The sequence below is a fragment of the Novosphingobium sp. genome, from assembly GCF_965214355.1.
In the GTDB taxonomy this organism is placed as follows: domain Bacteria; phylum Pseudomonadota; class Alphaproteobacteria; order Sphingomonadales; family Sphingomonadaceae; genus Novosphingobium.
In genome coordinates, this window is record NZ_CBDCBI010000002.1 from 3,281,985 (window position 1) to 3,294,274 (window position 12,290).

Below are 12,290 nucleotides of genomic sequence, written 5' to 3' on the forward strand. Positions count from 1 at the left end.
CTCGTGCAGCACATCACACCAGCGCATCATACACAACCCGATGGTAGCAAGGTATAAGCAGGCAATCGGCTCATGATGTCCTATCACGCGACGATCTGAACTGTCACGGCTTTGAAAAATCGTTTTTGAACGGCCCTGCAAAGCTGGGCCGAGGGAAAGTGCCTTTCAAAAGGGCAAGCCTGATCGGAGGCGAAAACTGGCGCGTCAGCACCCGATCCGAAGAGGAAAAATGTGTCGGTGAACGAAAAAGGCCGCCAGGTTCATCTGGCGGCCTCTCAAAAACCATAACTATAAGGGTCAGGCGTAAGTAACCTGCACTTTCTGCCGCCGACGCGACCGTGCCGCAACACCGATCATGCCGAAACCCAGCAACATCATTGCCCATGTCGCGGGTTCAGGCACAGCACCAAACGTGATCGACCCAAAGTTGTTCGTGCCGGTTGCGTTAATCTGGAACGTATCCAAGATTGTTCCGGTGCTGCCTAGCAGCGAAACATTGTAAAGGTCGCGATAGTTATATCCGCCATCAGAGCGGCCTGTAATGCCAAACGATGTCAAATCCTGCACATTGTCGAGCGTAATGGTAAGCGAGGTTCCCGCCGCATCAGTCGCCGAATGAAACAGAGAGGCTGCCGCATAGTAATCAGGGTTATAGTTTCCATCAATTGCATATTCCGGCCCATGTCCCAATTCATAACCGCCCGAATCTGAAGCCGAGGCAGTCGCATAAGCCGTTTTGGACACATTCACATATGAACCGTTAAAGGCGTCGACCTCTGCGACCTGCAGCCAGGTATTTTGCGCGTTTGTAACGACAATCGTCTTTACGCCCAAAATGGCAGTTGCAGAAGCAGGGCTGGCAACCAGCGCCAAGCCAGCGATCATGGCCGCAATTGTGATCTTTTTCATTTTCAAACTCGCCCTTGCACTTGGCTCACCCCTGACCACACTCATTTTATGTGCGATCAAAAAGACCAAATTTATCCACAAAGCCAAGCGCTGCAAACATCGGGCCAATCATCTATTCAACTGATATAAAAGCATATTTTTATTGAAAAAACCGCGACTGTAAGCGTTGGCGACAGGGCAGTTCAAGCCGGGACACGGCGAGATTTCGCAGGCGCAGTACCAGCCAACACTTCAATCTGAAGTTGGCGGTTTTCGGAAACCACGCAACCGGATCACCAAGCGGTTATCCGTCCTGATCGGCATCATCCGGCGACAAACATCAGGCTCTCAGCCGTCCTGCCGCCATTTCGAACCGGTCGTTCTCACGCGCCTTGGCAGCGATCAAGGCGTGCTCGGCGTCCCGGATCGTGTCTGTTACCAGTTCGCTCACAGGTGCGATCCCCGCGGATGCACTCGCCCGGACGATCGCATTTTCGAATGTGCGCGTTGTTCCGCTAAACCGCGAGATCAGGCGCGATGCGATCATTTCGGCGGCCAGACAGTCCGCAGTTGACAGAATCGCCGCAAATGAGCCGTCGCCAATTCGTGACAGGTTATCTCCGCCCCGCACAAGCTCGGTAGCGTCCGACACGAAAGCGCGCAGCACGGCATCACCGACGGCTTCACCGTGGCGCTCGTTTATTGCTTTCAATTTATCAATATCGAACAACACCACAAAACCGCCCTGACCGCTGGTGCAGACGGTTTCCAGCGCGTGCAGAAATGACTGGCGATTGGGCAGCCCGGTCAATGCATCGAGCGTCGCAGCATGCCCTAACCGTTGAACCATTTTTTGCTGGGATGTCACATCCCGCAGAATCGCGAGATTGCCGCGTTTTTGCGGGGACATACGTACTGCAAAAGTCTGGGCATCTTCACAATCGGTTGCGGGCTCAACCAGATAGCCGTCACTATTGCACAATGCGGCAAACGGTAGACCGACCAACGGCCGCTTGATTCGAAGCGGGTTGCCAAAGCTGGCGCTCAAATCAGCAGAAACCAGGCCATTATCGTCTATTCGCAGTATATGATCCCCGCCAGGACCATGAACGCCCGCGAACAGGCTCTGAGCCTCCGCCACTATGGCATTCAACCGCCCAATCCTGCGCTGCATGCGGCGCATCAGCCCGAACGCAACGGCCGCGGGTAGCGCAAGTACTGCCGTCCATGCCAACGCAAACCCAACAAGCGGTCCGAAAAAATGAACAATGCCCGCACCGATACCCGATGCAAGCGCCACCATGCCCCCGCCAACCCAAAGAGCCGAATCTGAATTTTTAAGTATCATGAGGAAATGATGGCACGATTTTGGTATATGCAAGGTTAACAGCACAGACAAAATCACGTTGACGACGCACGATCAGCGCGGCTTCCGGGCCTTCGCATGCCAAAGCTCGCCAGTGCCCCGGCAAGCCGTCGGCACCCGCAGTGATTCCGGCGGCAGTCGCCTACGTTGCCTGCGACGAAGCGTGCAACGTGGCGGGCACGATGCTCTCAATCGACGGAGGGCAGACGGCCGGCTGACCTGCGCGCCTATGATGAGGCGTGCGATCGTATTGATGGCGGTTCGGGCGTGTTGTGGCGGTTCCGGCTCATTCGCCCCGCTTGGGCAATTTACGATCGCGTGCTTGGCTGTGCATGACAGGAGAACGTCGATGTATGTGATCGCCAACCCCGCGCTGTGCCAGGGCCATGCCCGTTGCGAGGACTTGTGCCCCGAAGTGTTTGCAACCGATGCCGTCGAGGGCAAAGTGGTAATCGCCGCGCCCGACGTTCCCGAAGCGCTAGAGGCCCGCGTGCGGCTCGCCGTGCGCAATTGTCCGGAAGGCGCGCTGCGACTGGTCCACGCGCAGGCGGACCGCTCATGACACTGCAATTCCAACCGCCGGCGCCGGACCATGTGCCCGCCGATCGCATGATCGATTTCGATTTTTTCCACATTCCCGCAAGTGTCGAGGATCCGGCGGAAATCTGGCATGATCTGGTTCGGCGCGGGGTTCCCTCCATTTTCTACACCCCGCGAAATGGCGGGCACTGGGTGTTTCTCGACTATGCCGATATTGTCGCGGCCTATCGCGATCACGGTGTGTTTTCGACTTTCCAGACGCCGATACCGCCGATCGAGCCGTTCCCCGTGGTCCAGCCGCAAGGCGTCGATCCGCCCGCGCACAACGTCTTCCGCCGGTTGCTGGCGCCCCTGTTCACACCGATCGCGGTCCGCGCCATGACCGACGACTTGCGCCGCCGCGCCGCCGTGCTGATCGACGGGTTTGCGAGCCACGGCGAATGTGACTTCATCACCGAATTTGCCGAACGCTATCCCACCGCAATGTTCCTCCACCTGTTCGGTATGCCAGAGGACCGGCTTGACGCGTTTCTCGGCCTGGCCAACACATTCTTTCGCAGTACCGATCCCGATGCGCGCGCGCGCAACATTGTGGAAATCTACGGCGAACTCGACACGCTGTTCCGCGCCAAGCAAAGCGACCCAGGCAACGACATCGCCAGCGCGATTGTCACCGCGCGCGACGAGGCGGGCGAGCAGCACGCCTGGGAGGACATTCTCAATTGCGGGTTTCTGCTGTTTGTCGCCGGGCTCGACACGGTGACCAACACGATGGCTTATGTCTGGCGCTATCTGGCGACATCTCCGCAGGCGCAGGCCCAGTTTCGCGACAGGCTGGACGATGCCGACGCGTTTGGACGTGCGATCGAGGAGCTGATACGGATCAACGCGGTGTCCAACCTCTATCGCCGGGTGACGCACGACTGCGAATTTCGCGGGGTCGCATTGCGAAGAAACGACCGGGTGGTGCTGCCCAACACCGTAGCGAACCGAGATCCACGCGTGTTCAAGGATCCCGACACAATCGACCTCGACCGTGAAGTCAATGTCCATGTCACGTTTGGCGTCGGCCCTCATCGCTGCATCGGCTCGCTGCTGGCCAAGCGCGAAATCACGATTTCGCTTCAGGAATGGCTGCGTCGCATACCGGTGTTCGAACTGGCGCCAGAACAGCCCGCACGATCGGTCTTCGGCGGCTCGGTCATGGGTTTTACGGGCCTGAAACTACGCTGGAATGTCCAATCATAACCAACGGGCGAAATACGATGGTGGTCCACCGCACAGTTCCACGGCAGTCTTAGTCCACGAGAATGCCAGCACGCTGATCGGTGCGGACCGATCAGCGTGCACCCTACGCTCTTTTTGCGTGTTGTATCAATATTTTATGGCTCCCAATGAGGGTCCCTCCGCTTCCGTCTTGCTACCCTTGTCCTGGGCAGGCCTGGCGATCCGGAGTGCAAGATCAGACAGCGGTCTTGATCGCCTTGCTCTTGCGCACGGCATGCCCCGCCGATGCCCCCGCCGTGCGGGACTTTGGCGCGGACAGTTTGCGCAACAGCGCAAACAGCGTCTTGTGTTCCGCTGGGCTCAGGCGCTCTGTCAGACGCGCTTCCGATTCGCGCAGAAGGCCTAGTACGGTGGCAAGTCGCTCCTGTCCGGATGGCAGCAGGTGCACCGCGTTCGTGCGCAGATTGCGCCCGGCGCGCCGCTCGACATCGCCCTGCGCCGTCAACAGGTTGACCAGTTTCATGACGCTCGAGCGGTTGATGCTCAGCGCGCGGCCGAGCGCGGACTGGTCGCAACCGGGATTGGCTCGGATCAGCAGCAGCGCAGTCAGTTTGGCCGGGGTCAATCCATAAGGTTCGAGCAAGCGGCGCGCATCGTCCGACATGACCATGCGGGCGCGCTGCAACTGGTATCCAAGGATTGTTTCAAGATCACCATCCTGCTTCATAAACTGTTGCTGCACCCTTTGACAAATTGTATGCTAGGCGAACATATGGTGTAAAATGCAGGCCGGCTGCCGAATACCATAGCAACGTATTGCAGGAACAAACAGCGCGACAAGGCCGCGCGCGCACGGAGAGCGATAATGGATCATCAATTCCGCATGCTGATCGATGGCGACCTGGTCGAGGGTGCCAGCACGTTCGATGTCGTCAATCCCGCCACCGCCGCCTCGTTTGCGCAGTGTCCCAAGGCGGACGCCGCGCTGATCGACCGGGCTGTCGCTGCGGCAAAGCACGCCTTTCCGGCCTGGGCCGCGCGGCCGATCGAGGAGCGCGCTGGCATGGTCGATGCGCTGGCCGACAAGCTGGAGGCGCGCGCCGCCGAATTCGCCAGCCTGCTGACCAGCGAACAGGGCAAGCCGCTCGACCAGGCGATGTATGAAGTGATGGGCAGCGTGTTTACCCTGCGCGCATTTGCGGCGATGCGGCTGGAGCCCACGACGCTGCGCTCCGAAGGCGGCAACACCGTGATCGAACATCGCACGCCGCTCGGCGTGGTGGCTGCGATCACGCCGTGGAATTTTCCGATCATCCTGGTGATGAACAAGATGGGCCCGGCCCTCGTCACCGGCAACACGATGGTGATCAAACCCGCGCCTACCACGCCGCTGACGACACTGTTGCTCGGCGAAATCTGCGCCGAAGTCGTGCCTGCGGGCGTTGTCAATGTCGTGTGTGACCAGAACGATCTGGGCCATCTGCTGACCGGTCACAAGGATGTCGCCAAAGTGGCGTTCACCGGATCGACCGCGACCGGCAAGAAAGTCATGGCCGCCGCGGCCGCCGGGGTCAAACGCGTCACTCTCGAACTGGGCGGCAACGATGCCGCGATCGTGCTCGACGATGTCGATGCGAAATTTGCCGCGCAAAAAGTCTATGGCAGCGCGATGGCCAATGCCGGGCAGATCTGCGTCGCGACCAAGCGCGCCTATGTCCACGAGACGATGTACGAGGAATTCTGCACCGAAATCGCCAAGCTGGCCCAGGCCGCCATAGTCGACGACGGATCGAAGCAGGGTACGACCGTTGGCCCTGTCCAGAACAAGATGCAATTCGACAAGGTCACCGCGCTGCTCGACGATGCGCGCACGCGCGGCACCGTGATCGCCGGCGGCGAACCGATCGATCGCCCCGGGTTTTTCATTGCGCCCACGATCGTGCGCGATCTCGACGATGATGCCCCGCTGGTGCGCGAGGAACAGTTCGGCCCGGTCCTGCCCGTGCTGAAATACTCCGATATCGATGACGTGATCGCCCGCGCCAACGACAGCGAAATGGGCCTGGGCGGAACCGTGTGGGGCAAGGACCTGGCCCGCGCCACCGCCGTGGCGATGCAGATCGATACCGGCACCGTCTGGGTGAACCAGTATCTGGCCATCGACGCGAACATCCCGTTCCGCGGCGCCAAGCAATCGGGCCTGGGCGGCGAGCTCGGTATTTCGGGCCTGCATGAATACACCCAGGCGCATATCGTCAACGCGATCGAACTCGCCGACGCCTGATCCCTGATCGGGGGGCGGCACGCGCCGCCCCCTTGTTCCCGCGCATCACACGGCCATCACGGCGCTTGCGCCGCAGGGTCCCTGCGCCGCACACAAGGACAATTCTCCAGCATGACCGAGACGCTTACCCTCCGCCTGTCGTGCGACGATCGCCCCGGGCTCGTCGTCAAGGTTTCCGGATTTCTGGCCGGTGAAGGCGGCAACATCATCGAGGCGCAGCAATTCGATGATCGCCTGACCGGCCGCTTCTTCATGCGTGTCGTGTTCGAAGTCGCGCAAGCCGGCCGCGCCGATGGCTTGCGTACCGCCTTTGGCCCGGTCGCCGATGAGATCGGCGCGCAATGGTCGCTGCGCGCTGCCGGCGATCGCCAGCGCGTGCTGCTGATGGTGTCGAAATTCGATCATTGCCTGGGCGACCTGCTGTACCGTTATCGCATCGGCGAACTCGACATGGATGTCGTCGGGATCATCTCGAACCATCCGCAAAGCACGCTCAATGTCACGATGATCGGCGACATCCCGTTCCATTACCTGCCCGTGACCAAAGACACCAAGTCCACGCAAGAGGCGCAGATCAAGCAGATCGTCAACGACAGCAGGGCCGACCTGATCGTGCTCGCACGTTACATGCAGATCCTGTCGGACGACCTTGCGCGGTTCCTGTCGGGGCGCTGCATCAACATTCACCACAGTTTCCTGCCCGGATTCAAAGGCGCCAAGCCCTATCACCAGGCGCACGAGCGCGGGGTCAAGATGATCGGCGCAACCGCGCATTACGTCACCGCAGACCTCGATGAAGGGCCGATCATCGCGCAGGACGCCGAATTCATGACCCACGCCGACACGCCCGAAGACCTGGTGCGCAAGGGCCGCGATATCGAACGGCGCGTGCTGGCCCAGGCCGTGACGTATCATTTGCAGGATCGCGTACTGCTCAATGGATCGCGTACGGTGGTGTTTCGCTGAGGGCCTTCGGCGGCCAAGGCCTATTGCCGATAGGCGATAACTTTGCATTTTCTCGTCTTCCCGGGCTTGACCCGGGATCCCGCTTTTCTTTCGCGGTACCTTCAAATTCGGGCGTTTCCGCGCCGAAGAAGCGGGACCCCGGGTCAAGCCCGGGGCGACGGTATTGTTATGGTAGCGCCTATGGGCCCCCGGCTGTTGGCCGCCGTAGGCCCACTTCAGCCGTCCCCGCGCGCCGCAGCCCGCGCCGCTTTGTAACTTTCGCGCCGCCCCTGTTCGAACGCGACGCGTTCGTCATAGCCGCTGTCCTTGGGATAATCGCGAAATTCGCCAACGATCTCTTCGAACACCGTGGCGACTTCATCGCGAAATTCGGGGTGCGAAAAGATGTAGAACCGGTTTGCGCGGATTGCGTCGAGCACGCGCTCTGCGATCGTGTCGGGTTCCATGCCGAATTCGTGCAGTTTTTCAAGGCGTTCCACCATCGCGGTATTGACCGGCTTGGCGCCCGCCTTCAGCGTGTCCGGCCGCACTTCGTCGCTGGCAAAGATATGGCTTTTCACCAGGCCGGGGCAGAGCACCGAAACCCCGATATCGTGGGCAGCAAGGCTGTAGCGCAGCGATTCGCTCATGCCGCGCACGGCAAATTTGGTGGTGTTGTAGATGCCGGGGGCCGGGCCGCACAGGATGCTCGCCATCGAGGCAGTATTGACGACATGGCCGCCGGAGCCGCGCGCTTTCATCCGCGGGACGAATGTCATAACGCCGTTGATGACGCCGTGCAGGTTCACGCCCATGACCCAGTCCCAGTCGTCGAACGACGAATCGTCGATGGTCTGAAACAGGTTTATCCCCGCGTTGTTGAACAGCAGGCTGACCGGGCCGAGCCGGCGTTCGACGTCATCGGCCACTGCAGCATAATCCGCGCGTGATGCAACATCGAGCTTCACCCCGATCACGTCCTGGTTGTCGAGCGTCTTGAGCGCAGCCGCCAGCGAATCTTCGCGGATATCGGCGATCGCCACCTTGCACCCTTGCGCCAGCAAGGCGCGCGCCAGGCCCAGCCCGATGCCGTTGGCGCCGCCCGTCACGAAGGCCACCCGGCCTGCAAAATCCTTCATCGCCATGCTCTCCCGTTTTCATCGGGCGTGCGCCCGAATTTGTTTGCATATTTGTATTCAAAGCATACAAATTACCAGCGATAAATGACGCATTGCCGAAGCAAAGCGCGCTTGGAAAGGATGACCAATGGCGATCGGTCCCGTTGCCGCTGCCCCGGAGATATTTGCCGAAAGCCTTGCGGAAGAGGTGTTGGTCGCACCCGGCACGGGTGCGCCTGCCGGAGTGCAGCAATCGGCCCGGATCTGGCCCTCGACGGGCGCAGCCTACTGGGCGCTGACCGTCATTATCCTGGCGACTTTCCTGACATTTTTCGACCAGGTGATGTTCGGCATGCTGGCGCAGCGCATAAAGGCAAGTTTTGGCCTGACCGATGCGCAATTGGGGTTTCTCGCCGGGCCGGCCAGCATCATCTGTTATCTGTTCGTCGGCATTCCGCTGGCGCGCATGGCCGATATCTATCCGCGCAAATATGTGCTGCTGGGCGGCGTTGCCGTGGTCAGCGTGATTACGGCGGCGGGTGGCATCGCGCAGAATTTCACCCAATTCGTGTTGTCGCGCGTCTTTCTGGCGGCGGGCGGATCGGCCCACGCACCTTCGTCGTATTCGTTGCTGGCCGATGCCTTTCCCCCGCGCATGATCCCGCGTGCGTTTGCCTTGCTGCAATTCGGGTTTATCGGCGGAACGACTTTGGGCGCCATGATCGGCGGTTTCCTGATCGAAATAACCGGACATTGGGGCACGACGACATTTGGGCCGCTGCATATTCTGGGCTGGCAGTGGATCATGATCTGGCTGGCGATACCGGGGTTGATCGTCGCAGTGCTGTTCCTCACCATCAGCGAGCCGGCGCGGCTGGCATCGCCACCCGGCGCGGTTGAGCCGCCACGTGGTGCCTCGCTCTTTCGCAGCTTTCTCACGCTGACCGGGCTCGATGCCGCGCGCGCCATTCATGCCAACGGCAAAGTCTATTATCCGTTGTTTGCCGGGCTGGCGTTGAGCGCGGTCGAAACGTTCGGGCTCGCGTTCTGGCGCGTGCCGTTCATGATCCGCACGTATGGCTGGGGCGAGGCGCAGATCGGCGCCGTGATGGGGGTGATGATCCTGGTCGCCTCGCTGCTCGGGCTGCTGCTGGGCAGCACGTTTGTCGAATGGCTGGCCAAACGGCACAAGGACGCCAACGTGCGCGCGGTCGCCATCTTTTTTCCCCTGGTCACGGTATGCTCGATTGCCGGGCCGATGATGCCCAACGGCTATCTGGCGCTGCTGACGATGAGTGTCGGGGCGATGTTCGGCATTGCCGGCGCGGTGCCGCAGAATGCCGCGATCCAGCGGGTTACGCCCAATGCGATGCGCGGGCAGGTCACCGCAATCTACCTGTTCATGTTCACGTTTTTCGGCGCGATGGGCAGCTTCGTGATCGGCCTGGTGCAGAACTACGTGGTCCGCGTGGATGCGCAATTGTGGAAATCGCTGACGCTGACGGCGGTAATGGTGTTGCCGCTGGCCTGCGTGTGCATGATCCGCGCGATCCGCCCCTATCGCGAAGAGGTCCTGCGATTGGACGCGCTAGGCCATTGACCCGGGATGATGTTCGCCATAACTGTACGTTAGACATACAATAAAACACAAGATCGAGGAGACTGACATGGCTGATGATCGCATTGCTGCGCTTGAAAAATCCGTCGAATCCCTGGCCCGCCGCCTGCAACAGCGCGAGGATGAGCTCGATGTGCGCAAGCTGCAGTATCTGTATGGTTATCTGATCGACAAATGCCTCTACAACGAGACGGTCGACCTGTTTGCCGATGACGGCGAAGTGCGCTTTTTCGGCGGCATCTGGCGCGGCAAGGAAGGCGCACGCCGGCTGTATGTCGAACGCTTCCAGAAACGCTTTACCCATGGCACCAACGGACCGATCGACGGCTTTCTGCTCGATCATCCGCAGATCCAGGACATCGTCGACATCGATCCCGGCGGCGAGTTCGCTTATGCCCGCGCCCGATCGATGATGCAGGCGGGCCGTCACAAGGATTATACCGATCCGGCAAACCCCGCACTCGGCCCGCGCCAGTGGTGGGAAGGCGGCATTTACGAAAACACCTATCAGAAGATCGAAGGCGTCTGGCGGATCAAGGTGCTGAACTACATGCCGGTGTGGCATGCCGATTTCGACAGCGGGTGGATGAATACCAAGCCGGAATATGTGCCCTTTCCCAAAGTGACGTATCCCCAGGACCCCACCGGCCCGGATGAATTGATCGAAGGTCACTGGCTGTGGCCCACGCACAAGGTCATGCCGTTCCACATGAAGCACCCGGTGACCGGCAAGGAAATCGTGGCCGAGCGCTGGCAGGGCGACCTCGATCGCGAGAACGCGGCGAAAGCCGCCAAAGCCGACGCCTGAACATAGCTTCGCACCCCGGCGAAAGCTGCGGCTTTCGCCGGGGCCGCGCCCAACAGGCGATCCAGCATGACATACCCTGCCCTGAGCATGATCATCGATGGCGAACGGGTCGCCGGCGGCGGGCGGCGCACGCATAGCGTGCGCAACCCTGCCACCGGTGAAACGCTGGCTGAATTGCCGCTGGCCGATGCGGCCGATCTCGATCGTGCGCTGGAGGTTGCGCAACGCGGTTTCCGTATCTGGCGCGTATCGACACCGCACCAGCGCGCTGCGGTGCTGCAGGGCGCGGCGCGGCTGATGCTGGAGCGGCAGGAGGACCTGGCGCGCGTTGCCACGCTGGAACAGGGCAAACCGATTGCCGAAGCACGCATCGAAGTGCTGATGAACGTCGGCCTGTTCAATTTCTACGCGGGCGAAGTGTTCCGGCTGTATGGCCGCGTGCTGGTCCGCCCCGCTGGCCAACGATCGACCGTCACCAAGGAACCGGTCGGCCCGGTCGCCGCGTTTGCGCCGTGGAATTTTCCGCTCGGCAATCCCGGGCGCAAGCTGGGCGCGCCGATTGCAGCGGGCTGCTCGGTCATCCTGAAAGCGGCGGAGGAAACCCCGGCGTCGGCGCTGGGCGTGCTGCAATGCCTGCTGGATGCGGGGCTGCCCAACGAGGTGGCGCAGGCGGTGTTCGGCGTGCCCGATGAAGTGTCGCGACATTTGCTGGGGTCGCCGATCATCCGCAAACTGAGCTTTACCGGGTCGACCGTTGTCGGCAAGCACCTGGCCAAACTGGCCGCAGACGACTGCAAGCGCACGACGATGGAATTGGGCGGCCATGGGCCCGTGCTGGTGTTCGGCGATGTCGATATCGATGCCGTGCTCGATACCGCGGTCGCGCACAAATACCGCAACGCCGGGCAAGTCTGTGTCTCGCCCACGCGCTTCATCGTCCATGACAGCATCTACGATCGCTTTCGCGAGGGTTTTGCCAGCCGCGCCAGGGCGATCGTCGTCGGCGACGGGCTTGCGACGGGCACCGGGATGGGGCCGATGGCCAACCCGCGTCGCCCCGACGCGATCGAGCGCCTGATTGGAGACGCACGCGATCGCGGCGCCACGCTGCACACCGGCGGCGAACGGATCGGCAATCGCGGGTTTTTCTATACGCCCAGCGTGCTGTCCGACGTGCCGACCGATGCCGCGATCATGAACGAGGAACCGTTCGGTCCGGTCGCGCTGATCAATCCGTTTGCGGACGAAGCGGCGATGATCGCCGAAGCCAACCGCCTGCCCTATGGTCTGGCGGCCTATGCCTGGACGAACGATGCGCGGCGCCAGCGGCGGCTCGCGGCCGAAATCGAAAGCGGCATGATCGGCATCAACACCACGATGATCGGCGGCGCGGATTCGCCGTTCGGCGGAGTCAAATGGTCGGGTCACGGCTCCGAAGACGGACCCGAGGGCGTCGACGCCTGCCTTGTCACCAAAGCCGTGCACGAAGGATAACC

Annotated in this window: 10 protein-coding genes and 1 pseudogene; 7 read left to right on the forward strand and 4 right to left on the reverse strand. The window is 61.0% G+C overall.

What is annotated here, in order from left to right; translation table 11 throughout:
• Positions 1-297: 297 nt before the first annotated feature.
• Together ACOOE2_RS15245 and ACOOE2_RS15250 are read right to left on the reverse strand one after the other, a co-directional pair.
• A pseudogene (locus ACOOE2_RS15245) lies at positions 298-408 on the reverse strand (PEPxxWA-CTERM sorting domain-containing protein); the annotation flags it as partial.
• Positions 409-1,228: 820 nt separating this feature from the next.
• Positions 1,229-2,191: a GGDEF domain-containing protein gene (locus ACOOE2_RS15250; RefSeq protein ID WP_420383840.1), complete on the reverse strand. Its 963-nt coding sequence runs from the start codon at positions 2,189-2,191 to the stop codon at positions 1,229-1,231.
• Positions 2,192-2,603: 412 nt separating this feature from the next.
• Between ACOOE2_RS15250 and ACOOE2_RS15255 the strand changes: the two genes are divergently transcribed.
• Positions 2,604-2,816, forward strand: coding sequence for a ferredoxin (locus ACOOE2_RS15255; RefSeq protein WP_420383841.1), 213 nt, complete (start codon positions 2,604-2,606; stop codon positions 2,814-2,816).
• The gene (locus tag ACOOE2_RS15260) at positions 2,813-4,042 is read left to right on the forward strand and encodes a cytochrome P450 (protein ID WP_420383842.1); all 1,230 of its coding nucleotides are present in this window, start codon (positions 2,813-2,815) and stop codon (positions 4,040-4,042) included. The genes ACOOE2_RS15255 and ACOOE2_RS15260 overlap by 4 nt, the downstream gene beginning before the upstream one ends.
• Positions 4,043-4,256: 214 nt before the next feature.
• Here ACOOE2_RS15260 and ACOOE2_RS15265 read toward each other — a convergent pair whose 3' ends face one another.
• Positions 4,257-4,748: a MarR family winged helix-turn-helix transcriptional regulator gene (locus tag ACOOE2_RS15265; RefSeq protein WP_420383843.1), complete on the reverse strand. Its 492-nt coding sequence runs from the start codon at positions 4,746-4,748 to the stop codon at positions 4,257-4,259.
• A gap of 138 nt (positions 4,749-4,886) precedes the next feature.
• Here ACOOE2_RS15265 and ACOOE2_RS15270 point away from each other — a divergent pair, with 138 nt between their 5' ends.
• Both ACOOE2_RS15270 and purU read left to right on the forward strand, forming a co-directional pair.
• Positions 4,887-6,305, forward strand: coding sequence for an aldehyde dehydrogenase family protein (locus tag ACOOE2_RS15270; RefSeq protein WP_420383844.1), 1,419 nt, complete (start codon positions 4,887-4,889; stop codon positions 6,303-6,305).
• Between the two features lie 111 nt (positions 6,306-6,416).
• Positions 6,417-7,271, forward strand: a complete 855-nt coding sequence (gene purU / locus ACOOE2_RS15275; protein ID WP_420383845.1) for a formyltetrahydrofolate deformylase — start codon at positions 6,417-6,419, stop codon at positions 7,269-7,271.
• Positions 7,272-7,486: 215 nt separating this feature from the next.
• Here the strand turns inward: purU and ACOOE2_RS15280 are convergent, their stop codons facing one another.
• Positions 7,487-8,389 carry an SDR family NAD(P)-dependent oxidoreductase gene (locus tag ACOOE2_RS15280; protein ID WP_420383846.1) on the reverse strand — a complete coding sequence of 301 codons (903 nt, stop codon included), beginning with the start codon at positions 8,387-8,389 and terminating at the stop codon, positions 7,487-7,489.
• A gap of 127 nt (positions 8,390-8,516) precedes the next feature.
• On the opposite strand from ACOOE2_RS15280, the gene ACOOE2_RS15285 reads away from it, so the two are divergent.
• The 3 genes from ACOOE2_RS15285 to ACOOE2_RS15295 all read left to right on the forward strand — a co-directional run bounded on the left by ACOOE2_RS15285 (position 8,517) and on the right by ACOOE2_RS15295 (position 12,288).
• Positions 8,517-9,968 carry an MFS transporter gene (locus tag ACOOE2_RS15285; protein ID WP_420383847.1) on the forward strand — a complete coding sequence of 484 codons (1,452 nt, stop codon included), beginning with the start codon at positions 8,517-8,519 and terminating at the stop codon, positions 9,966-9,968.
• A gap of 67 nt (positions 9,969-10,035) precedes the next feature.
• Positions 10,036-10,794: a nuclear transport factor 2 family protein gene (locus tag ACOOE2_RS15290; protein WP_420383848.1), complete on the forward strand. Its 759-nt coding sequence runs from the start codon at positions 10,036-10,038 to the stop codon at positions 10,792-10,794.
• A 66-nt stretch (positions 10,795-10,860) separates the two neighbouring features.
• A complete protein-coding gene (locus ACOOE2_RS15295; protein WP_420383849.1) occupies positions 10,861-12,288 on the forward strand; it encodes an NAD-dependent succinate-semialdehyde dehydrogenase in 1,428 nt (475 codons plus the stop codon).
• Positions 12,289-12,290: the final 2 nt, after the last annotated feature.

What these genes read in the sequence shown, in the direction of transcription:
- ACOOE2_RS15250 (WP_420383840.1), bottom strand. Translation starts at nt 2,191, where the DNA reads ATGGTGGCGCTTGCATCGGGTATCGGTGCGGGCATTGTTCATTTTTTC.
- ACOOE2_RS15255 (WP_420383841.1), top strand. Translation starts at nt 2,604, where the DNA reads ATGTATGTGATCGCCAACCCCGCGCTGTGCCAGGGCCATGCCCGTTGC.
- ACOOE2_RS15260 (WP_420383842.1), top strand. Translation starts at nt 2,813, where the DNA reads ATGACACTGCAATTCCAACCGCCGGCGCCGGACCATGTGCCCGCCGAT.
- ACOOE2_RS15265 (WP_420383843.1), bottom strand. Translation starts at nt 4,748, where the DNA reads ATGAAGCAGGATGGTGATCTTGAAACAATCCTTGGATACCAGTTGCAG.
- ACOOE2_RS15270 (WP_420383844.1), top strand. Translation starts at nt 4,887, where the DNA reads ATGGATCATCAATTCCGCATGCTGATCGATGGCGACCTGGTCGAGGGT.
- purU (WP_420383845.1), top strand. Translation starts at nt 6,417, where the DNA reads ATGACCGAGACGCTTACCCTCCGCCTGTCGTGCGACGATCGCCCCGGG.
- ACOOE2_RS15280 (WP_420383846.1), bottom strand. Translation starts at nt 8,389, where the DNA reads ATGAAGGATTTTGCAGGCCGGGTGGCCTTCGTGACGGGCGGCGCCAAC.
- ACOOE2_RS15285 (WP_420383847.1), top strand. Translation starts at nt 8,517, where the DNA reads ATGGCGATCGGTCCCGTTGCCGCTGCCCCGGAGATATTTGCCGAAAGC.
- ACOOE2_RS15290 (WP_420383848.1), top strand. Translation starts at nt 10,036, where the DNA reads ATGGCTGATGATCGCATTGCTGCGCTTGAAAAATCCGTCGAATCCCTG.
- ACOOE2_RS15295 (WP_420383849.1), top strand. Translation starts at nt 10,861, where the DNA reads ATGACATACCCTGCCCTGAGCATGATCATCGATGGCGAACGGGTCGCC.